Here is a 20245-nt window from a genome sequence, read left to right on the forward strand (position 1 = left end):
GGGGCGGGGCTGCTGCTCCGGGCGGTGTCGTCCGTGCCGCAGGCGGCGGTGAGCGTGCCCGCGAGGGCGAACAGTGCTCCGGTACGCAGGGCTCCGCGGCGGTCCGTTGAAGTCACTCCGTTATTTAAGGACGAAGGTGACGAATGGGTAATGATTAACCCAAATAAGGACGTTTACGGGTCGGGCGCACAGCTCACGTCACAGCTCGCGCTTAACCAACGTTTACAAGGTGGGTGCCGCACGTCACCATGGATTCATTTGAGTGAGACCGGACCGTCTGCCATAGTTGAATGCAGCGACCCCCATTGACCCGGGCCAGGTCGTACCAGCGGCCGTGGATCACACCCCCCGAAGATCCGCGGCGCTCCACACAGAAGCCCCCACGACGCCGCACCACGGCGCACGGGGGCTTCTGTGCGTACAGGGCGAGTTGAGCTCAGCGGTCGGTGACGCGCATCTCGAACCAGGTGGTCTTGCCGCGCGGCAGCAGGTCCACGCCCCAGCGGTCGGAGAGCTTGTCGACCAGGAACAGGCCGCGCCCGCTGGTGTCCAGTTCGTGCACCGGCATCAGACAGGGCAGTCCGCGGGAGGGGTCACGCACCTCGACGCGGAGCCAGCCGGGCCTGCGCACCATCTTCAGGCCGAAGACCCGGGCGCCGGTGTGCCGCACCGCGTTGCCCACCAGCTCCGAGACGAGCAGCACGACGACTTCGGCGACCTGGGGCGTCAGGCCCCACTTGCGGAGCACCACGACCTGGGCGAGACGGCGGGCCGTACCCGCGGACTCGGGGCGGGACGGGAGCGGGACCTCGGCCTCCGTGGGGTTGCCGAACAACTCCAGGGCTTTCAGGGCCTGTTCGTCCTCGACGGCCGGACTCCACCGCACGGCGGTCACTGCGCTGTGACGCCGCGGTTGTTCACTGCCCTCAAGCCCCGCCATGCCCCCATCATGGCCGCCCAGAGCGCTTTCCGGGGCCGTTCCGACGGAATACGCCCCCCGGAACCACCTATTCCGCCAGTTCGCACCGGCATATGCCTAAGGCACCACAGCTGTCGGCACAGCCCATCTGACCTGCGACGACCGGCAGTTGACGGCACATATAGCGGCCCAGGAGGTGGTGCGGGCTTAAGGCTCCCTTAAGGTTCGGATAAGCCGGACCGCCGCCACACCGAGGCGTGACGGCGGTCAATTCGCTTTTCCCGTGCGGGAGTTCAGGCCCGCCCGGCGCACTCGTACGACTCAGAGGAACTTGGCCTTCCCCGGGCCCTCCGTCACGAAGCTGCTCATGCCGCGCTCGCGGTCCTCGGTGGCGAACAGACCGGCGAACCAGGTGCGTTCGACGGCGAGGCCGGTGTCGATGTCCGTCTCCAGGCCGGTGTCCACCGCCTCCTTCGCCGCGCGCAGCGCGAGCGCCGGGCCCTGGGCGAGCTTCGCGGCCCACGCGCGGGCCTGCTCGTACACCTCGGCGGCGGGCACGACGCGGTCCACCAGGCCGAGGGTGAGGGCCTCTTCGGCCTTCACCATGCGGCCGGTGAAGATCAGGTCCTTCGCCTTGGACGGGCCGACCAGGCGGGCGAGGCGCTGGGTGCCGCCCGCGCCGGGGATCAGGCCGAGCAGGATCTCGGGCTGGCCGAGCTTGGCGTTGTCGGCGGCGATCCGGAAGTCCGCGCAGAGCGCCAACTCGCAGCCGCCGCCGAGCGCGTAGCCGGTGACGGCGGCGACGACGGGCTTGGGGATACGGGCGACGGCGGTGAAGGAGTCCTGCAGCGCGCGGGAGCGCAGGACCATCGCCGTGTGGTCCATGTTCTGCATCTCCTTGATGTCCGCGCCGGCCGCGAACACCTTCTCGCCGCCGTAGAGGATCACGGCGCGCACGTCGTCGCGACGGGTCGCCTCCTCGGCGAGCTCCTTCAGCCGGTCCTGGATGGCGATGTCTAGGGCGTTCATCGGGGGACGGTCCAGACGGATCGTGCCGACGCCTTCGGAGACTTCGAGGTTGACGGTCATACGCGGCAGGCTAACGGGCGTTCACCCGTGAGCGGCCTGGGGGGCGTCAGCCCGCCCGGGCCCCCGGGAGGAACAACTACTTCTCCCACTCGTCCCAGGCGAGGTTCCAGGCGTTGAGGCCGTTCCACCACTGGATCTTCTTGTCCTTGGAGTTCTTCACGATGACCACGTCGCCGATCATCGACTGGTCGTAGAACCAGGCCGCGGGTGTCTTGCTGTCGCCGCCGCCGCGCTGGTCGCGCAGGCCGACGCAGCCGTGGCTGACGTTGTCGCGGCCGAACGTCGAGGACGCCGCCCAGTAGTTGCCGTGGATGAAGGTGCCCGAGGTGGACAGGCGCATCGCGTGCGGCACGTCCTTGATGTCGTACTCACCGCCGAAGCCGACCGTCTCGCCGTTCATCCGGGTCACCTTGTGCTTCTCGGTGATGACCATCTGGCCGTTGTACGTGGTGGTGCCGGGGGCGCCGGAGGTGATCGGGATGGTCTTGAGCCGCTTGCCGTCGCGGTCGATCGTCATCTTCTTCGACTTGGCGTCGACGGTGGACACCTGGCTGCGGCCGACGGTGAAGGAGACCGTCTTGGCCTGCGCGCCGTAGACGTCGGGGCGGCCCTCGACACCGTCGAGGTTGAGCTTCACGGTGACCTTGGTGCCCGCCTTCCAGTATTTCTCCGGGCGGAAGTCGAGCCGGTCGTTGCCGTACCACTTGTGCCGGATCTCGACCTTCGGCTCGGCCGTGACCTCGATGGCGTCCTCGACGGCCTCCGGGCTCGTGATGCCGCGGTCGAAGTTGACCGAGAACGGCATGCCCACACCGACCTTGGAGCCGTCCTCGGGTGTGAAGTGCCCGATGAAGGTGTTCTGCGGGGTGAGCGTCGTGAACGTGGTGTCCTTGGCGGACGCGCGGCCCGCGGAGTCCTTCGCGGTGGCGTGCACCTTGTACTTCGTCGAGGCGGCGAGGTGGTGGTCGGGCTTCCAGCTCGCGCCGTCGCCGGCTATCTCGCCGGGTATCTCGTTGCCCTTGGTGTCCGCGACCTCGACCTCGGTCAGCTTGCCGTCGGCCGCCGTTATCTTCAGCGCGCCGCTGGTGGCCACCGACTCGGAGCCGTCCTTGGGCGCGATCGTCACGACCGCCCGCGAGGGCTCGTTGGCCTTCGCCCGGCCGGAGCCGTTCTTGTCCTTGTCGTCATCGCCACCGGAGCCGCCGCACGCCGTGACGGCGAACAGGGCCGCGGTCAGTACGGCCGTCAGTCCGGCCCGCGCCCGCCCGCTGCCGCGGCGCGGTCGCGCGCCAACCGATGCCCCCGATATCGGTCGCCCGTTCAAGTTGCTCTCCCCTCACCAGGCCCGCTCTCGGGCCCCCACCCCAGCGCGTCCCGCGCACATCCCCAGATTAACGGGGCCACCTGCGACGACGGCTCCCCCGGAATGTCACCGTTCAGTCCCAAGTAGCGGACGGCGCGGGGCATTCCGGGCGGAGCCGTGTGCTCGGCGGAGGGTGCGGAGCCGAGTGCTCAGCGCAGGGCCGAGGAAGCTGCTCAGCGCAGGGTGCGGTCGCGGGTTCAGCGCAGAGCCGAGCCCGCCTTCCACTTGGCCCAGGCGAGGTTCCAGCCGCTCAGGCCGTTGTCCGGCTCGACCTTCTTGTCCTTGGAGTTGACGACCTCCACCACGTCCCCGACCAGGCTGCGGTCGAAGAACCAGCCCGCCGGGGTGTCCCCGTTGCCGCCCTTCACATCGCGCAGGCCCACACAGCCGTGGCTGATGTTGGTGTTGCCGAACGTGGAGGCCGGGGCCCAGTAGTTGCCGTGCAGGAACGTGCCCGAGGTGGTGAGCCGGATGGCGTGCGGCACGTCCGCGATGTCGTACTCACCCTTGCCGTCGCCGTCCGTGAAGCCGACCGTGGCGCCGTTCATCCGGGTCACGTCGAGCATCTCGGCGATCACCATTTTCCCGTTGTACGTGGTGTTCTTGCCGCCGCCCGCGGTGATCGGCACCGTCGACAGGAGCTCGCCGTCCCTGCGTACCTCCATGGTGTGCTCGGCAGCGTCGACCACGGAGACCTGGCTGCGGCCGACCGAGAAGCCGAACCGCTTCTGCTGCAGCCCGAACACGCCGGGTGCCGCCTCCACGTCGCGCAGCCCCAGGTCGACGGTGACCTGGGTGTTCGGCTTCCAGTAGCCCTTGGGGCGGAAGTCGAGCCGGGTGCCGCCGAACCAGTGCCCGACGACCTCGACCGGCGGGTTCGAGCGCACCCGGACGGCGCGCTCGACGGCCTTCCGGTTCTCGATCTCCCGGTTGAACTCGAGGGAGACGATCATCCCGGTGCCGACCGTGGCGCGGTTCTCCGGCTTCACGTAGGCGACGAAGCGCTCGTCCGGCACGAACGTCGTGAACGTGGTGTGCCGCGCGTGCCGGCGGCCGTGTCCGTCCAGCGCGACCGCGTCCACCGTGTACTTGGCGGCGAGCGCGAGGCGTTCGTCGGCGGGTTCCCAGCGCAGCCCGTCGTCGGAGATCCGGCCCGCGACCACGGTGTCCTGCGCGTCCTGGAACTTGACCACCTTCACGGACTCCAGGCGCCCGGCCGGTACCTCCACCTCGAGTGGCTGGTCGGCGCGGACGCTGCGCTCGCCGTGCCCGGGGCTGATCCTGATGGCGTCGTCGGCCGTGCCCTTGCCGAACACCGCGTCGAGGGAGTCGATCCCGCTGGAGCATCCGGTGAGGACGGCCAGGAGGGCGGCGAGGCCCACCCCTGTCAGTACGGCGGCCATGGCGGCCCGTGCGCGCCGAGCGCGTGTCGCAAGCTGTGTCACGCGTGTTCAACGACGCGGGCGGGCCGGGGGAAACGTCGGGCCCGTACCGGCGGGCCCGGATCAGCCCGTGGCGGCGACGAACACCGGGAGTACGGCGAGGAGTTGAGGCGCGAGGGCCGGGCGTCGCCTCTTCGGGGATCAGCCTGCCGGGAGCGCGAACACCATCAGGACGACCAGGAGGTGCGGCGCCACCGCGACGGCCGCCGCCCAGCGTCGCCGTACCCGCTGACCGAGCCGCCAGGGCAGCGCCCAGCACACGACCAGGGACACCAGCGAGAGCACGCCCCCGACGGTCACCGTCACGAAGATCGCGTCCAGCGTGCCCATCAGCGCGGCCGAGCAGTTGTCGGGGCCGCAGGAGTCGGTCGCCATCACCGAGAGCCCGGCGAGGCCGAGGGCGACGGGGGCGAGCAGAAGCAGCACCAGGGTGGTGATCAACGGCAGCGCCCACGCGCCCGTGTCCCGGTCTCCCGGAGCGCCGGGCACGGACGGAGGCGGCGCGTTCCTCGCCGCCCAGTCGGCACGCAGCTCGTCGTCCGACCACTGAGGCGGGGCGGTTGTCGCGGGGTGTCCACTCATGCGGCAAGTCAACGCCGCGCGGTGGACGGTGACATCGGTCGCCGTACTCAGGTGTGGGGGCCCGTACTCAGAGCCGGCCGGGGGGTCGTACCCGGCCGTCAGCCGATCGGTTGATGCCACTTCGAGCGCGATGGGCGATGCCCGGCGGGGGCCGTCGCGGCGACGCTCGGGGCATGGCAATCATCGAGGTACGGGACCTGCGCAAGGTCTACGGGGGCCGACCTGTCGTGGACGGCGTCTCGTTCGCCGTCGAGGAGGGCGAGATCTTCGGCTTCCTGGGCCCGAACGGCGCGGGCAAGACCACCACCGTCGAATGCGTCGAGGGGCTGCGCGTCCCCGACTCCGGCTCCGTACGGGTGGCCGGTCTCGACCCGGTCGCGGACCACCGGGAGGTGACCGGGCTGCTCGGCGCCCAGCTGCAGGAGAGCGAACTGCAGGCCAAACTGACCGTGCGGGAAGCCCTTGAGATGTACAGCGCGTTCTACGACCGGCCCGTCGACTGGCGGCCGCTGGCCGAACGCCTCGGCCTGGGCGAGAAGTTGGGCACCCGCTTCGCCAAGCTGAGCGGCGGCCAGAAGCAGCGCCTCTTCATCGCGCTCGCCCTGGTCGGCGGGCCAAGGGTGGTGGTGCTCGACGAGCTCACCACGGGCCTCGACCCGCGGGCCCGCCGGGACACCTGGCAGTTGATCGAGGACGTGCGGGCGAGCGGAGTGACCGTGCTGCTCGTCACGCACTTCATGGAGGAGGCACAGCGCCTCTGCGACCGGATCGCGGTCATCGACCAGGGCCGGATCGCCGCCCTGGACACGCCGTCCGGGCTGATCGGCCGGTCCGCGAGCAACACCGTCATCTCGTTCACACCGTCCCGGCCGCTGGCCGTGCACGAGCTCGACGGGCTGCCCGCGGCGGTGTCCGTGGCGACCGACGAGAAGGACGGCCGGATCACCGTCAACGGCACCGACGAGACGGTGAACGCGGTGATCACGCTGCTCGCCCGCAACCACATCACCGCCCACCAACTCCGGGTCGTCGACGCTACGTTGGACGACGCGTTTCTGGACCTGACAGGAGCATCGGCATGAGCGGCACCCTCGCATCCCCCTCGGCTCGTTCCACCGGCGGCTCAAGGGCCACCCGGGCCGTACTCACCGCGGAGCGGCGGCTGTTCCTGCGCGAGCCCGGCTCGCTGTTCTGGATCACGGTGTTCCCGACGGCGCTCCTGGTGGTCTTCGGCTCCATCCCGAGCTTCCGCGAGGCCGACCCGGACCTGGGCGGTCTGCGCCTGATCGACGCGTACGTGCCGGTGGTGATCCTGACGTCGCTCGTGCTCTCGGGGCTGCAGGCGATGCCGCCGGTGCTCACCGGGTACCGGGAGCGCGGCATCCTGCGCCGGATGTCGACGACGCCGGTGCGGCCCGCCTCCGTACTCGCCGCGCAGATGGCCCTGCACGGTGCGGCCGCGCTCGGGTCCGCGCTGCTCTCGCTCGCCGTGGGCCGGCTCGCGTTCGACGTGGCACTGCCCCGGCACCTCTTCGGGTACGTGATCGCCCTGGCGCTCGCCGTCGGCGCGGCCCTCGCCCTGGGCGCCGTGGTGTCGGCCGTGTCGCGTACCCAGAAGGCCTCGAACGCGGTGGGCGCGGCGGCGTTCTTCCCGATGATGTTCAGCGCCGGACTCTGGCTGCCGGTCCAGGCGATGCCGGACCTGCTCGGCCGGATCATGGAGCTGCTGCCGTTCGGCGCCGCCGCGCGGGCCCTGGGCGAAGCCGCGGCCGGCGACTGGCCGAGCTGGCAGCACCTGGGCGTCCTCGCACTGTGGGCGGTGCTCCTGACGGGGGTGGCGGCGCGCTGGTTCCGCTGGGAGTGAGCGGACGGGAGCGGCGGGAACGGGAAACCGGGCCGGGCGTGAACCGGGCGGTGGACGACACTGTGGCCATGGCGAAGTGGTACGACGGGCTCACCCGGCGCGCGCGGCGGCAGCGCACGTCCGACACCCTTGACGCCGCCACGGCGCACAGCGACGTGGAGCGGCGCTGGGACGTGTTCCTGCGCCGGAGCCCGTTCGCCATGCTCGCCGTGTCGGCCGTGCTCACGTTCGCCAGCGCGGGCCAGTTGTTACCGTCCGCCGCCGAACGGTGGGCGGCGGTCGGCCTGTTCGGCGCGGCGATGCTGCTCGAACTGTGGTGGCTGCGCGCAAGCCGGGGCCGCCGCAGCCGGCCGAGCGCCGTGGGCGGCGGCTACTACGGGATCCGCTGGGGCATCGCGTTCGCCGTGTCGTGGCTGAACCCGTTCGCGGCGTTCTACGCGGCACTCGGCTACTTCGGCGCGGAACGGCTCCTTCCGCGCCGTCTGGTGCCGCTCGGTCTTTTCGCGAGCGCGATCACCATCGCGGGCTCGCAGTCGGGCGGCTTCCCGCCGGGGGGCCTCGGCGGCTGGGGCGTGTTCGGCGCGATCCTCGCGGTGCACGTCGCCCTGTTCTGGGTGTTCAGCCAGCTCAATACGTACGAGGAGAAGCGCACCCGGATCCACCTGGCGACCATCTCCGAGCTGGAGGAGACCAACACCCGCCTCAAGGAGGCCATGGACGAGAACGCGGCGCTGCACGCCCAACTCCTCGTCCAGGCACGGGAGGCGGGTGTCGCGGACGAGCGGCGGCGGCTCGCGGCGGAGATCCACGACACCATCGCGCAGGGCCTGACCGGCATCATCACGCAGCTCCAGGTCGTCGCGTCCACCGCCGAACCGGCGCTCGCGGAGCGGCATCTGAGCCGCGCCGCCGACCTGGCCCGGCACAGTCTCGGCGAGGCCCGGCGCTCGGTGCAGAACCTCGGCCCGGCCGCCCTCGAGCACCACGGCCTCGACGAGGCGCTGAAGCGGACCGTCACCGAGTGGGGTGAACGCACCGGTGTGCGGGCCCAGTTCACGGTCACCGGCACGGCGGAGCCGCTGCACGACGAGATCGAGGCGACGCTGCTGCGGATCGCCCAGGAGGCGCTGTCCAACGCGGCCCGGCACGCGGCCGCCGTCCGGGTCGGCGTGACCCTGTCGTACATGGCCGGTGAGGTCGCCCTCGACGTACGGGACGACGGCACCGGCTTCGACCCCTCGGCGGTCCCGGCACGTACCGGCGCGGGCGGTTTCGGGCTGCCCGGCATGCGCGCCCGCGCGGAGCGGGTCGCGGGCGCGGTCAGCGTGGAGTCGGAGCCCGGCCACGGCACGGCGGTGTCGGCTCGCGTACCTTTGCTGCGCCATGACCAGTGACCGCATCACCCTCCTCATCGTCGACGACCACCCGGTCGTACGGGACGGCCTGCGCGGCATGTTCGCCGCGGCCGACGGCTTCGAGGTGCTCGGGGAGGCCGCCGACGGGGTCGAGGCGGTCCGGCTCACCGGTGAACTCGACCCGGACGTCGTCCTGATGGACCTGCGGATGCCGGGCGGCGGCGGGGTCGCGGCCATCATGGAGCTCACCCGCGCCGGGGCCCGCGCGAAGGTCCTCGTCCTGACGACGTACGACACCGACTCGGACACGCTGCCCGCGATCGAGGCGGGCGCGACCGGCTATCTGCTCAAGGACGCCCCGCGCGACGAGCTGTTCACCGCGGTACGGGCCGCCGCCGAGGGCCGCACCGTGCTGTCGCCCGCGGTGGCCTCGCGCCTGGTGTCCCGGGTGCGCGCCCCCGGCGGCGCCCCCGGCAAGGAGCCGCTGTCCGCCCGTGAGCGCGAGGTCCTCGCCCTGGTCGCGAAGGGCACCCCGAACCGCGAGATCGCCCGGGAGCTGTTCATCAGCGAGGCGACCGTGAAGACCCATCTGACGCACCTCTACGCGAAGCTGGGCGTGAAGGACCGGGCGGCGGCGGTGGCCACCGCGTACGACCGGGGCATTCTCGGCTGAACTGTCTGAACTGCCTGAAATGGTCACGGGTTTGGGCGGGGAACGCCGGGCTCCTGTGACAGTTCTGTGACGGACACGCGGCGGAGACGTTGTTCTGGGTGCATAGGTTCGCAATGAACCAGTGGTCCGGTACGGACCTGTGATGACCTGCCTCGAGGAGGACACGTGGCCGAGGGGCCTGATCCGGAGAAGCGGTTCGACGACTCCGAGCTGCTCGACATGTCCCAGGGCGACCCCGCGCAGGCGAAGATGCTGCGCAAGTCCCTGGAGACGCTCGCCGCGGGACACGGCGGCGACGCCCTGAAGGAGATGGCCCAGGACGTGCTCGCGGGCAGGTCGAGCCTGCGGGAGGCGGCCAATGTGTCCGCGTACTCGGACCAGCTCATCGAGCAGGCGCGGCCCATGACGGACAAGTGGGTGTCGATGTCCGAGGCGGAGCGCGACGCGGTGGCCGCCGAGGGCCGCCGCGCCATCGCCGCGGAGCAGGAACAGATCGACGAGGAGCGGCGCGAGGCGGCCGCCGAAGCAGCCAAGAAGTCCCGGCATGACAGCCGTGGCTGGTCACTGTACTGAGGGCGGAGAACACACCGTGGGTTTCAAGGTAGAACCGGGTGCGATCGACGGCTTCGCCTCGCTCGTGTCCCGTGGCGCGGACGGCGCCACGAAGGCCGTGGAGTACGCGACCAACAACACGCAGATCGACAAGGCGCTCGGCGGCAACCTGTGGGACACGGTCGCCGGCAGCCACGACGAGTATGTGGACTCCGCGAAGAAGGCGCTCGGCAAGGTGGAGAGCGTCCTCACCTCGTCGCACACCGAGCTGAAGAAGTCCGCCACGTACTACCGCGAGACGGACAAGGAGGAGGCCGCCACGATGGACTCCACCTACCCGGGCTCCAAGTCCGGTGGCGGTGGCGGCTCCGAGGGCGGCAACGGCAGTGACTTCGGGGACGCGGAGGACGCCTCGGGGACCCTGAAGAAGCCCGAGGGCGACAGCGACAACCCGCTGGTCGCGTACGGCGAGGGGCACGCCGCCGAGTTCGCGCAGAGCCCGGTGCAGAAGACCCTCGGCACCATCATGGACCTGGGCAGCCCGTCGACGGTGGCGGTGGAGGCCGTGAAGCTGCTGTTCGGCTTCGACATCTTCGGCGAGATCAACAACTGGGTCTTCGGCGACTGGAACAAGTACAACGACTGCGCGGAGGTCTGGGGCAACCTCGGCTCGTTCTGCGACGCGACGGCCGCGAACCTCAAGAAGGGCACCGGCAACGTCGGGGTGACCTGGGAGGGCAACGCCTACGACGCCGCGAAGATCTACTTCGACGAGTTCAGCTCGAAGCTCGGGGAGTTCAAGGACAGCTTCGAGTCCCTGAAGTCCTGCTACCAGCAGGGCGCCATGCAGGCCTTCCAGCTCGCCGAGGTGCTCAAGGCGGGCATCGTCTTCATCGCCGACATGGGCATCATCTGGATGGCGAACATGGCCGCGGCCACGGCCGTCAACGCCATCCCGATCGGCGGCCAGGCGGCCTCGGTCGCCATGTTCGCCCTCGCCGCCGCCCAGGCCGTCATGATCATCGAGCGGTACGCGGCCCTCGTGAAGGCCTTCGACGCGACGATGCTGGCCCTCACCGGTATCGCCATCACGGCGGCCAGCGTGGCCAACGGCTTCGCCGCCGCGGACGGCTTCCCCGAGGCCAGCTCCTCGGGTTACGACAACCGCGTGGTGGCCTGAGATGTCGACGCACTTCTCGAACGACACCCTGGAGCAGTTCCTCTCCCGCGCCCGGGTCTTCTCGGCGATGACCGTTCCGGCCTACCTGGCCTTCATGGTCTTCCTCACCGTCGACGAGGGCTGGCGGTGGAGTTTCCTCGCGCTGCTCGTACTGCCGCCCGTCGCCGCCGTGTTGGGCCATGTCGCCAAGCGCGACATCCGGCCGGGCATGGCGGCGGGGGCCCTCGCCCTGGCCATCGCGCCGATGCTCGTGGTGGGCGGACTCGAAGCACTGTCCTGAGCCCTCCGCCGCACCCTGGCCCGCCGCGCCCTCAGACCGACAGCACCCGCACGTCGTAGTGCGGGATCCAACCGTCCCGGGTCACGAGCGTCATGCCCTCGATCTGTGCCTGCGCGACGAGGAGGCGGTCGAACGGGTCGCGGTGGTGCTGCGGAAGACGGCCGGCCCGCACCCCGTGCCCTGCCGTGATCGGCAGGGGCGTGAACTGACTGTCGCGTGCGCGCTCGGCCAGGTCTCGGGGCCCCTCCAGCTTGCCGAGCGACTGCTTGATGGCGATTTCCCAGGGGGAGACGGCACTGAGGTACACGGAGGGTTCGGTGTCGAGCAGGTCCTTGACGTCGTCGGCCAGCTCGGTCGAGTCGGCCGGCCCCCACAGGACCACGTGCGTGTCGAGCAGCAGTCTCATCAGCGCATCCCGAAGGCGTCCGCGACATCGTCGGGCAGCTCGTCGAAGTCGTCGTGTATGCGGATGCCCTCAAGGGATCCGCGCCCCGTACGCCGGACCTCCGGTCGCAGGGGCACCACCTTGGCGACCTGCTCCCCCGCCTTGCTGATGACGATTTCCTCGCCGGTCGCCACCTGCTCCAGGATGCGGGAGAGGTGCGTCTTGGCCTCGTGCACGTTGTACTGCCGGGCTGCTTCCATCACGGCCTCTCAGACAGCTGCGAGAAGTGGGCTAAGGGCTGAACTAAGGGCTGAACTAAGCGTATTCCGACGTGGACCACGAAGCGAACGGCTCGACAGCCGACCCCTCCCCCGCCCGCACGCCATCCGCATACCGAACACCCCCTACCGGCCAACGGACCAATTCCGGCCAACCTCGCGGCCCACTCCTGACAGTCGACGTGTCTGCTGCCACTCTTCCGGTGCATCGAACGCGCCCGGCGACCCCACGGCTCCACCGTCGACGCGTCCGGCTCTCCCCCCACGTGCACCGTGCTCTGCCTTGTTCTGCCCGGACGGCCACCCACCGCCCGGTCCCCCCGGCCGCGTGATCCGCGGCCCGCAGAAGGAGTCAGCCGTGACACGCACTTTCCCGCTCTCCCGCCGCAGACGCACCGGCGCGGTCGGTGCCCTGCTCGCCACCGCCGCCCTGCTCTCCGTCGGCCTCCAGGCCACCCCCGCCACCGCCGGCCAGGCCGACCGGGGCGCCCTGCCCGCCAAGCTCAGCCCCGCCCAGCGGGCCGGGCTGCTGCGCGACGCCGACGCCGAAAAGGCCCGTACCGCAAAGGAGTTGGGGCTCACCGCGAAGGAACGCCTCGTCGTCCGCGATGTCGTGCAGGACCGCGACGGCACCACCCACACCCGCTACGAGCGCACCTACGACGGCCTGCCCGTGCTCGGCGGCGACCTGGTCGTCAGCGCGTCGAAGGCGGGCCGCACCGAGTCCGTCGCCAAGGCCGCGAAGGCCACGCTGACCGGCGTAGACACCCGCGCCGCGGTCACGAAGGGCGCCGCCGAACGCCAGGCGCTCGAGATAGCGAAGGGTGACGGGGCCAAGAGCATCGAGGCGGAGCGCGCACCCCGCAAGGTGGTCTGGCTCGGCGACGGCGGCCGCCCCGTCCTCGCGTACGAGACCGTCGTCGGCGGCCTTCAGCAGGACGGCACACCCAACGAACTGCACGTCGTCACGGACGCCACCACCGGCGCGAAGCTGTTCGAGCGGCAGGCCGTGCACAACGGCACCGGCAACACCCAGTACAGCGGCCAAGTCACCCTGGGCACCGCCCAGTCGGGTTCCAGCTACACGCTCAGCGACACCGGGCGCGGCAACCACCGCACGTACAACCTGAACCGGGGGACGTCCGGGCAGGGCACGCTGTTCAGCGGGTCCGACGACGTGTGGGGTGACGGCACCGCCGCCAACGCGGAGACCGCGGGCGCGGACGCGCAGTACGGGGCCGCGCTCACCTGGGACTACTACAAGAACGTGCACGGCCGCAGCGGCATCCGCGGCGACGGCGTGGGGGCGTACTCACGCGTCCACTACGGCAGCAACTACGTCAACGCCTTCTGGCAGGACACCTGCTTCTGCATGACGTACGGCGACGGGTCCGGCAACGCGAAGCCGCTGACCTCGATCGACGTGGCCGCGCACGAGATGACGCACGGCGTCACGTCCAACACGGCCGGGCTGATCTACAGCGGTGAGTCCGGCGGCCTCAACGAGGCCACCGCCGACATCTTCGCGGCCGCCGTGGAGTTCCACGCCAACAACGCCCAGGACGTGGGTGATTACCTCGTCGGCGAGAAGATCGACATCCGCGGCGACGGCACCCCGCTGCGCTACATGGACAAGCCGAGCCGCGACGGTTCCTCCAAGGACGCCTGGTACTCGGGCATCGGCGGCATCGACGTGCACTACTCCTCGGGCCCGGCGAACCACTGGTTCTACCTGCTCTCCGAGGGCAGCGGGAAGAAGACCGTCAACGGCGTCGCGTACGACTCGCCGACCTCCGACGGGCTTCCCGTCACCGGCATCGGCCGCGAGAAGGCCGCGCTGATCTGGTTCAAGGCACTGACCACCAAGTTCAACTCCCGTACGGACTACGCGGGTGCGCGCTCCGGCACGGAGGCGGTGGCCGCCGAGCTGTACGGCGCGTCGAGCGCCGAGTACAAGGCCGTGCAGGACGCGTGGGCGGGCGTCAACGTCGGCGCCCGGCCGGGCGGCGGCGACCCTGGCGGCACGGTGTACGAGAACACCGCCGACGTGGCGATCCCGGACAACGGCGCGGCGGTCACCTCGTCCGTCACCGTCGACAAGGCGGGCAACGCGCCGTCCAACCTCCAGGTGGGCGTGGACATCGTGCACACCTGGCGCGGCGACCTGGTCGTCGACCTGGTGGCGCCGGACGGGTCCGTGTACAACCTGAAGCCGTACCAGTCCTCGGACTCCGCCGACGACGTACGGGCGACGTACAGCGTGAACGCGTCGTCCGAACTCGCCGCCGGTACCTGGAAACTGCGGGTGCAGGACCGGGCGGCGCAGGACACCGGGTACATCAACAGCTGGAAACTGACCTTCGCGTAACCGGTACGGAACGGGGCGACGGGCGGCGTTCCGGGCAACTTGCCTGGGGCGCCGCTCAGTTCGCATACCGGACGCCGCGTCACGAGTATTGGTCAAGTTTCAGTCAACCTGGCGACGCCCCCCTGACATGTACGCGCCGGTAGTGACACTCTTCCCCCGCACGGCACAGCCGCATCACGGCACACCAGCACCACGTACTTCCCCACCCGGATGGCCCCCCACGCCGTCCGGGCCCCCACACCCAGGGAGTAAGAGTGTCGCCCCACATATCTCGCCACGTGACCCCGAGACGCGCCACCACCGCACTCGGCACCGCGATCGTCGCCGCCGCTCTGATCAGCGCCGGCCTCAGCACCGCCTCCGCGCAGCCCGTGGCGGAGGAGACCCCGGCCGCCTCGCCCGCGAAGCTCTCCGCCTCGCAGCGCGCCGAGTTGCTGCGCGACGCGAACACGGCCAAGGCGCAGACCGCGAAGGAACTCGGCCTCTCCGGCGCCGAGAAGCTCGTCGTCCGCGATGTCGTCAAGGACCGCGACGGCTCCACCCACACCCGCTACGAGCGCACCTACGACGGCCTGCCCGTCCTCGGCGGCGACCTGGTCGTGCACGAGACCAAGTCCCGTAAGACGGAAGGCGTCACGAAGGCGCACGCGGGCGACCTCAAGGTCGACACCGCGCGCACCAAGGCCGCCCCGAAGGGCGCCCGTGCCGTCGTGTGGGCCGCGAGCGGCACCCCGCGCCTGGCGTTCGAGAAGGTCGTCAAGAGCACCAAGAAGAACGGCACTCCGAGCCGCCTGCACGTCATCACGGACGCCAGCACCGGCAAGAAGATCTTCCAGTGGGACGACATCCGCGAGGGTGCCGGCCACACCCAGTACAGCGGTGATGTGGAGCTCGGCACCAAGCAGGAGTCCAGCGGCTTCTCGCTGACCGACAGCACGCGCGGCGACCACAAGACGTACGACCTCGCCAACGGCACCTCGGGCCAGGGCAAGCTCGTCGCCGGCGAGGACGACGAGTGGGGCGACGGCACCGCCGCCAACAAGGAGACGGCCGCCGCCGACGCGCACTTCGGCGCCGCGCTCACCTGGGACTACTACAAGAACGTGCACGGCCGCGACGGCATCAAGGGCGACGGCGTCGGCGCGTACTCCCGCGTGCACTACGGCGACAGCTACGTCAACGCGTTCTGGGACGACAGCTGCTTCTGCATGACGTACGGCGACGGCGAGGGCAACGCGAAGCCGCTCACGTCGATCGACGTGGCCGCGCACGAGATGACGCACGGCGTCACCTCGAACACCGCGGGCCTGATCTACAGCGGTGAGTCCGGCGGCCTCAACGAGGCCACCTCCGACATCTTCGGTTCGAGCGTGGAGTTCTCCGCGAACAACAAGGAAGACGTCGGCGACTACCTCATCGGCGAGAAGATCGACATCCGCGGCGACGGCACGCCGCTGCGCTACATGGACAAGCCGAGCAAGGACGGCAGCTCCAAGGACGACTGGTACTCGGGCATCGGCGGCATCGACGTCCACTACTCGTCGGGCGTCGCCAACCACTTCTTCTACCTGCTGTCCGAGGGCAGCGGCGCGAAGGAGATCAACGGCGTCAAGTACGACTCCCCGACCGCCGACGGCAAGGCCGTCACGGGCATCGGGCGGGACAAGGCCGAGAAGATCTGGTTCAAGGCCCTCACCACGTACATGACGTCCAACACCAACTACGCCAAGGCCCGCACGGCGACGCTCGACGCCGCCAAGGACCTCTACGGCGCGGACTCCGCCGAGCAGAAGGCGGTCGACGCGGCCTGGGCGGGCGTGAACGTGAAGGCGGCCAAGGGCGGCGGCAAGCACTGACGTTGAGCACGACCGCGTTTTAGGGTCACGGCGTCACGGGCGGCACCGGGGAGGATTCCGGTGCCGCTTCGCTGTGCGCACGCGCCCCGTGTTCGCGCCCCGTGTGCGCCCCCGGGCTGCCCCCAGGTTGCCCACCCGACGCCAACGGGAAGGCTCCCCCACATGTCGGGAAGGGGGGTACTCCATGGCGGAAACCGCCGCGATCCGTACCGGTACGGGCAGCCTGGCCCCGGACATCGCGCCGGGGCTGCTCCGTTCGCTCGCGCCCTTGCTGCGGGGGTGGTTGCCCCGGCAGCGGTGGTTCGCCGGGAAGGGCAAGGCCATCGACGGGTTCGCGCCGGTCGCGGTGACGGAGTTGCTGCCCTGCTCCGCGCCGCCGGGGCTGCTGCACCTCCTGGTCGACGTGGAGCAGCCGGGCCAGCCTCCCGACTGCTACCAACTGCTGCTCGGCGTGCGCCGCACCCTGCCGTCGCGCCTCGCGGGCGCGTTCGTCGGGCGGCCCCGCACCGGTCCCCTGAGCGGCCTCGCGGTGTACGACGCGCTGCCCGATCCGCCGCTCGCCCAGGCCCTGTTGGAGCGGTTGCGGTCCCCCGGCACCCTCGGCGCGCTCCGCTTCGAGAAGCCCGGCGGCGCGCACATCCCGGACGCCCGCACGGCCCGCCCGCTCGACGTGGAGCAGTCCAACTCCTCGCTTGTGTACGACGACACGTACCTCCTCAAGCTGTTCCGCCGGGTCGCCCCCGGTGTCCACCCCGACCTCGAACTGCCGCTGGCCTTGGCCCGCGCCGGGTACCCGCGGGTGCCCGCGCCGGTCGCCTGGGCCACCGCACGGCCGCGCGGCCGCGGCGAACCGCGTCTCCTCGGCCTGCTGCAGCCGTACGTCGCGGGCGCCGCCGACGGCTGGAGCCTGGCGCAGCGGGCCCTCGCCGCCGGCAACGGCTTCACCCGCGAGGCCGGGGCGCTTGGCCGGGCCACCGCCGAGGTCCACCGGGCCCTCGCCCACGCCCTGCCCACCGGCACCCTCGGCCGCCCGCGCATCGAGGCGCTCGCCGCCGCGATGACGGCACGGCTGCACACCACCGCCGAGGCCGTCCCCTCGCTTCGCCCGTACGCCCCGGCCCTCGCCGCCGGTTACGCCGCGCTCGCCGCCCTGGACGGCGCCCCCGCCACCGCCCAGCGGGTCCACGGCGACCTGCACCTGGGGCAGTGCCTGTGCGGACCCGACGGCTCCTGGTACCTGATCGACTTCGAGGGCGAACCGGCCCGCCCGCTCGCCGAACGCCGCCGCCCGCAGCCCGCCGTACGCGACGTCGCCGGCATGCTCCGCTCCTTCGACTACGCCGCCCACGCCCACCGCGCCCCCGCCTGGGCGACGGCCTGCCGGGACGCGTACTGCGACGGCTACGCCGAGGTCACCGGCCGCGACCCACGCGCCGAACCGACCCTGCTGCGCGCCTTCGAGACCGACAAGGCGGTGTACGAGGTGCTGTACGAGGCCCGACACCGCCCGGACTGGCTGCCGGTCCCGATGTCGGCGGTGCACCGCCTCGCCACGTCCGAGGACGCCACCCGCTAGAGACGGCCCCCGGCGCCCACCGCCTCGGCCAACCCCTCGGCAGGGAACGGCAGTTCACGGCTGTGCACGATGCCGAGGCCCTGGGTGGCGCGGGTCAGCGCCACGTACAGGTCGCTGGTCTTGAAGGCGTCCGGCTCCACCACCAGGACCCGGTCGAACTCCAGGCCCTTGGACTGCCGCGCGTCGAGCAGCACCAGTTGGTGCGTGAGGTCGGGCGCGGCGCCGGCCGTGACCCCGTCGAGCACCTCGGCGAGCTCCCTGTGCAGCGCCGCCGGAGCGATCACCGCGAGCCGGCCCTCAGCGGGCAGTTCCCGCGCGACCGCCGACGCGACCGCCGACGGCAGGCCCGCCGCGTCGGTGCGCAGCGCCCACGGCCGCAGCCCCGTCGACCGCACCGACGTGGGCGGCTCGAACTCCGCCGACCCGGCCCGCAGCACGGCCGCCGCGACGTCCATGATCTCGGCGGGCGTACGGTAGTTGACGCCGAGCCGCACCATCTCCCAGCGGTCCTCGACGTACGGCGCGAGGATCTCGTGCCAGGACCCCACGCCCGCCTCGGCGCCGGTCTGCGCCGGGTCGCCGACCAGGGTCATGGAACGGGTCGGGACGCGCCGCATCAGCAGCCGCCACGCCATCGGGGACAGCTCCTGCGCCTCGTCCACGATGATGTGGCCGAACGCCCAGGTGCGGTCGGCGGCCGCGCGTTCGGCGGCGCTGCGGTGGTCGGCCTCCTCCTGGCGCTCCGCCATCCGCTCGGCGTCGATGATGTCGTGCGCGGACAGCACCTCGGCCGCGTCACCCTGGCCCTGGTCTGACTCCTCCTTGTCCTCGAACTCGTAGGTCCGAGACGCGTACGACATGTCGAGGACGCCCTGCGCGTACTCGATCTGCTGCTGCCGCTCCGCCTCCTTCGCCGCGCGCTCGGCCGAGTCGTCCACGCCGAGCAGCTCCGCCGCCTCGTCCAGGAGCGGCACGTCCGCCTCGGTCCAGGGGGCACCCGGCGCGCGCCGGATCGCCTCGGCGTCAGCGTCCGGTACGTAGCCCCGCGGATCCTCCAGGAACTCCGCGACCAGGCCCTCCGGTGTGAGCGGCGGCCACAACGAGTCGATCGCGGCGTGCACTTCGGCGCTGGTGGCGATCTCCTTGCCGATCTGCGCCATGTCGTCGGGCCCGAGCAGGTTGGGCCCGCCGTACGGGTCCGCGCCGAGCCGGTCCACCAGTTGCTCGGTGAGCGCGTCGATCAGGTGGAACACGAAGTAGGGGCGCGCCAGGTTGTGCGGCAGGTGCGTGGAGCGCGCCCGCGCGCGGGCGTCCTCGGCCATGGCCCGCTCCAGGAACAGCGTGCCGTAGTCGTCGTGGTCGATCTCCAGGACCGGGTCGGGCACGGACTGCCGGTCGCGTACGACCTCGGCAAGTACGTCCGCGAGCTCCACGCGCCCCTTCACGGCGGCGGCCCGCGGGCTGTCCGTGCCGGTGGCACGCACGCCGGGGTAGAGCTCGCCGAGCGTGGCGAGCAGCACCCCGGTCTCGCCGAGGGACGGCAGCACCTCGCCGATGTAGCCGAGGAACGCCGGGTTCGGGCCGACGATCAGGACGGCCCGCTTGGCGAGCAACTCCCGCTCCGCGTACAGCAGATACGCCGCCCGGTGCAGGGCGACAGCGGTCTTGCCGGTGCCGGGGCCGCCCTCGACGACCATGACGCCACGGTGCGGGGCGCGGATGATGCGGTCCTGCTCGGCCTGGATGGTCTGCACGATGTCGGCCATGCGGCCGGTACGGGCCGCGTTCAGGGCGGCGAGCAGCACCCCGTCGGCGTTGTGGTCCTCGAAGCCGGTACGGGTCCGGTCGTCGAGGTCGAGGATCTCGTCGTGGAGTTCCGTGACCGTACGCCCCTCGGTGGTGAGGTGGCGGCGGCGCCGGATTCCCATGGGCGTATGCCCGGTCGCGAGATAAAAGGGGCGCGCGACCGGGGCACGCCAGTCGATCAGGAGCGGGGTGCGCGCGGCGTCGCCGGCACGGATTCCGATTCGCCCGATGTGATGATGCCCACCGCCTTCCCCGTTTCGGATGTGATCGGCGTGATCGGCGTGATCAATTCGCCCGAAACAGAGACCGGATTCGACACCGGCCAGTTCGGCGGCGCTACGGGACTGCTCGTCGGCGGTGACATCCCGTTCCAGCTTGGCCTGCATACCGTTCCCGAGCTGCGCCAACGCGCTGCGCGCGGCCGCCTCCCGCTCGGCCCGCAGCTCGTCGAGACGGACGTAGAGGCGGTCCACGAATTGCTGCTCGTGCCGCAATTCAACGGAATCCCCGGTTGACAATTCGACTCCTCGTGGGCTACGGTGTCTTTAGTTGGCCACCTTCCAAGAGGAACTTCTCTTGAAATCGGTGGCCTTTTCTGTGGGCACACAGAAACACCCAATATAGCCCGAGGAATAGGTCCCGCGTCAATCGGCGGACGTTTTACCGCCGCACCGCGG

The 20245-nt window shown here is 70.9% G+C and carries 18 protein-coding genes; 10 read left to right on the forward strand and 8 right to left on the reverse strand.

Going from position 1 to position 20245, the window contains the following annotated elements:
* Window positions 1-436 precede the first annotated feature (436 nt).
* The 5 genes from GUY60_RS07855 to GUY60_RS07875 form a co-directional block, all read right to left on the reverse strand.
* Window positions 437-940 (reverse strand): ATP-binding protein, encoded by a 504-nt coding sequence (locus GUY60_RS07855; RefSeq protein ID WP_161695238.1) that lies wholly within the window; start codon window positions 938-940, stop codon window positions 437-439.
* 300 nt (window positions 941-1240) lie between these two features.
* Window positions 1241-2008: an enoyl-CoA hydratase/isomerase family protein gene (locus tag GUY60_RS07860; RefSeq protein WP_161695240.1), complete on the reverse strand. Its 768-nt coding sequence runs from the start codon at window positions 2006-2008 to the stop codon at window positions 1241-1243.
* 76 nt (window positions 2009-2084) lie between these two features.
* Complete coding sequence (locus GUY60_RS07865) at window positions 2085-3332, reverse strand: L,D-transpeptidase (protein WP_161695242.1); 1248 nt, start codon at window positions 3330-3332, stop codon at window positions 2085-2087.
* A gap of 236 nt (window positions 3333-3568) precedes the next feature.
* Window positions 3569-4774 carry a L,D-transpeptidase gene (locus tag GUY60_RS07870; RefSeq protein WP_161695244.1) on the reverse strand — a complete coding sequence of 402 codons (1206 nt, stop codon included), beginning with the start codon at window positions 4772-4774 and terminating at the stop codon, window positions 3569-3571.
* A 180-nt stretch (window positions 4775-4954) separates the two neighbouring features.
* Entirely contained in the window at window positions 4955-5395 is a 441-nt protein-coding gene (locus GUY60_RS07875) for a hypothetical protein (RefSeq protein WP_246234458.1), read from the reverse strand.
* Between the two features lie 173 nt (window positions 5396-5568).
* Between GUY60_RS07875 and GUY60_RS07880 the strand changes: the two genes are divergently transcribed.
* The 7 genes from GUY60_RS07880 (at window position 5569) to GUY60_RS07910 (ending at window position 11299) form a co-directional block, all read left to right on the forward strand.
* On the forward strand, window positions 5569-6477 hold the full coding sequence (locus GUY60_RS07880; protein ID WP_161695246.1) for an ABC transporter ATP-binding protein: 909 nt from the start codon (window positions 5569-5571) through the stop codon (window positions 6475-6477).
* Window positions 6474-7259 carry an ABC transporter permease gene (locus GUY60_RS07885; RefSeq protein ID WP_161695248.1) on the forward strand — a complete coding sequence of 262 codons (786 nt, stop codon included), beginning with the start codon at window positions 6474-6476 and terminating at the stop codon, window positions 7257-7259. The genes GUY60_RS07880 and GUY60_RS07885 overlap by 4 nt, the downstream gene beginning before the upstream one ends.
* 68 nt (window positions 7260-7327) lie before the next feature.
* Entirely contained in the window at window positions 7328-8653 is a 1326-nt protein-coding gene (locus GUY60_RS07890) for a sensor histidine kinase (protein WP_161695250.1), read from the forward strand.
* Complete coding sequence (locus GUY60_RS07895; protein ID WP_161695252.1) at window positions 8643-9287, forward strand: response regulator; 645 nt, start codon at window positions 8643-8645, stop codon at window positions 9285-9287. Before GUY60_RS07890 ends, GUY60_RS07895 begins: the two co-directional genes overlap by 11 nt.
* 165 nt (window positions 9288-9452) lie before the next feature.
* Complete coding sequence (locus GUY60_RS07900) at window positions 9453-9860, forward strand: hypothetical protein (protein ID WP_312866221.1); 408 nt, start codon at window positions 9453-9455, stop codon at window positions 9858-9860.
* A 16-nt stretch (window positions 9861-9876) separates the two neighbouring features.
* The gene (locus tag GUY60_RS07905; protein ID WP_161695254.1) at window positions 9877-11019 is read left to right on the forward strand and encodes a hypothetical protein; all 1143 of its coding nucleotides are present in this window, start codon (window positions 9877-9879) and stop codon (window positions 11017-11019) included.
* Window position 11020: 1 nt separating this feature from the next.
* Window positions 11021-11299, forward strand: a complete 279-nt coding sequence (locus GUY60_RS07910) for a hypothetical protein (protein WP_161695256.1) — start codon at window positions 11021-11023, stop codon at window positions 11297-11299.
* 31 nt (window positions 11300-11330) lie between these two features.
* Here the strand turns inward: GUY60_RS07910 and GUY60_RS07915 are convergent, their stop codons facing one another.
* Together GUY60_RS07915 and GUY60_RS07920 are read right to left on the reverse strand one after the other, a co-directional pair.
* Entirely contained in the window at window positions 11331-11705 is a 375-nt protein-coding gene (locus GUY60_RS07915) for a type II toxin-antitoxin system VapC family toxin (RefSeq protein ID WP_161695258.1), read from the reverse strand.
* Entirely contained in the window at window positions 11705-11944 is a 240-nt protein-coding gene (locus GUY60_RS07920) for a type II toxin-antitoxin system Phd/YefM family antitoxin (RefSeq protein ID WP_161695260.1), read from the reverse strand. The genes GUY60_RS07915 and GUY60_RS07920 overlap by 1 nt, the downstream gene beginning before the upstream one ends.
* Before the next feature lie 376 nt (window positions 11945-12320).
* Between GUY60_RS07920 and GUY60_RS07925 the strand changes: the two genes are divergently transcribed.
* The 3 genes from GUY60_RS07925 to GUY60_RS07935 all read left to right on the forward strand — a co-directional run bounded on the left by GUY60_RS07925 (window position 12321) and on the right by GUY60_RS07935 (window position 17762).
* Window positions 12321-14330 (forward strand): M4 family metallopeptidase, encoded by a 2010-nt coding sequence (locus tag GUY60_RS07925; RefSeq protein ID WP_312866222.1) that lies wholly within the window; start codon window positions 12321-12323, stop codon window positions 14328-14330.
* A gap of 254 nt (window positions 14331-14584) precedes the next feature.
* Window positions 14585-16186, forward strand: a complete 1602-nt coding sequence (locus tag GUY60_RS07930; RefSeq protein ID WP_161695264.1) for a M4 family metallopeptidase — start codon at window positions 14585-14587, stop codon at window positions 16184-16186.
* A gap of 184 nt (window positions 16187-16370) precedes the next feature.
* Window positions 16371-17762 (forward strand): maltokinase N-terminal cap-like domain-containing protein, encoded by a 1392-nt coding sequence (locus GUY60_RS07935; RefSeq protein WP_161695265.1) that lies wholly within the window; start codon window positions 16371-16373, stop codon window positions 17760-17762.
* Here the strand turns inward: GUY60_RS07935 and GUY60_RS07940 are convergent.
* On the reverse strand, window positions 17759-20062 hold the full coding sequence (locus GUY60_RS07940) for an ATP-binding domain-containing protein (RefSeq protein ID WP_187369959.1): 2304 nt from the start codon (window positions 20060-20062) through the stop codon (window positions 17759-17761). The two genes, GUY60_RS07935 and GUY60_RS07940, sit on opposite strands and share 4 nt — an antisense overlap.
* Window positions 20063-20245 lie beyond the last annotated feature (183 nt).

The sequence above is a fragment of the Streptomyces boluensis genome (genome assembly GCF_009908195.1).
Taxonomy (GTDB): domain Bacteria; phylum Actinomycetota; class Actinomycetes; order Streptomycetales; family Streptomycetaceae; genus Streptomyces; species Streptomyces boluensis.

Bases quoted from the DNA above. Each gene is read 5' to 3' on its own strand.
- GUY60_RS07855 (WP_161695238.1), bottom strand. From the start codon at position 940: ATGGCGGGGCTTGAGGGCAGTGAACAACCGCGGCGTCACAGCGCAGTG.
- GUY60_RS07860 (WP_161695240.1), bottom strand. From the start codon at position 2,008: ATGACCGTCAACCTCGAAGTCTCCGAAGGCGTCGGCACGATCCGTCTG.
- GUY60_RS07870 (WP_161695244.1), bottom strand. From the start codon at position 4,774: ATGGCCGCCGTACTGACAGGGGTGGGCCTCGCCGCCCTCCTGGCCGTC.
- GUY60_RS07875 (WP_246234458.1), bottom strand. From the start codon at position 5,395: ATGAGTGGACACCCCGCGACAACCGCCCCGCCTCAGTGGTCGGACGAC.
- GUY60_RS07880 (WP_161695246.1), top strand. From the start codon at position 5,569: ATGGCAATCATCGAGGTACGGGACCTGCGCAAGGTCTACGGGGGCCGA.
- GUY60_RS07885 (WP_161695248.1), top strand. From the start codon at position 6,474: ATGAGCGGCACCCTCGCATCCCCCTCGGCTCGTTCCACCGGCGGCTCA.
- GUY60_RS07890 (WP_161695250.1), top strand. From the start codon at position 7,328: ATGGCGAAGTGGTACGACGGGCTCACCCGGCGCGCGCGGCGGCAGCGC.
- GUY60_RS07895 (WP_161695252.1), top strand. From the start codon at position 8,643: ATGACCAGTGACCGCATCACCCTCCTCATCGTCGACGACCACCCGGTC.
- GUY60_RS07910 (WP_161695256.1), top strand. From the start codon at position 11,021: ATGTCGACGCACTTCTCGAACGACACCCTGGAGCAGTTCCTCTCCCGC.
- GUY60_RS07915 (WP_161695258.1), bottom strand. From the start codon at position 11,705: ATGAGACTGCTGCTCGACACGCACGTGGTCCTGTGGGGGCCGGCCGAC.
- GUY60_RS07920 (WP_161695260.1), bottom strand. From the start codon at position 11,944: ATGGAAGCAGCCCGGCAGTACAACGTGCACGAGGCCAAGACGCACCTC.
- GUY60_RS07935 (WP_161695265.1), top strand. From the start codon at position 16,371: ATGGCGGAAACCGCCGCGATCCGTACCGGTACGGGCAGCCTGGCCCCG.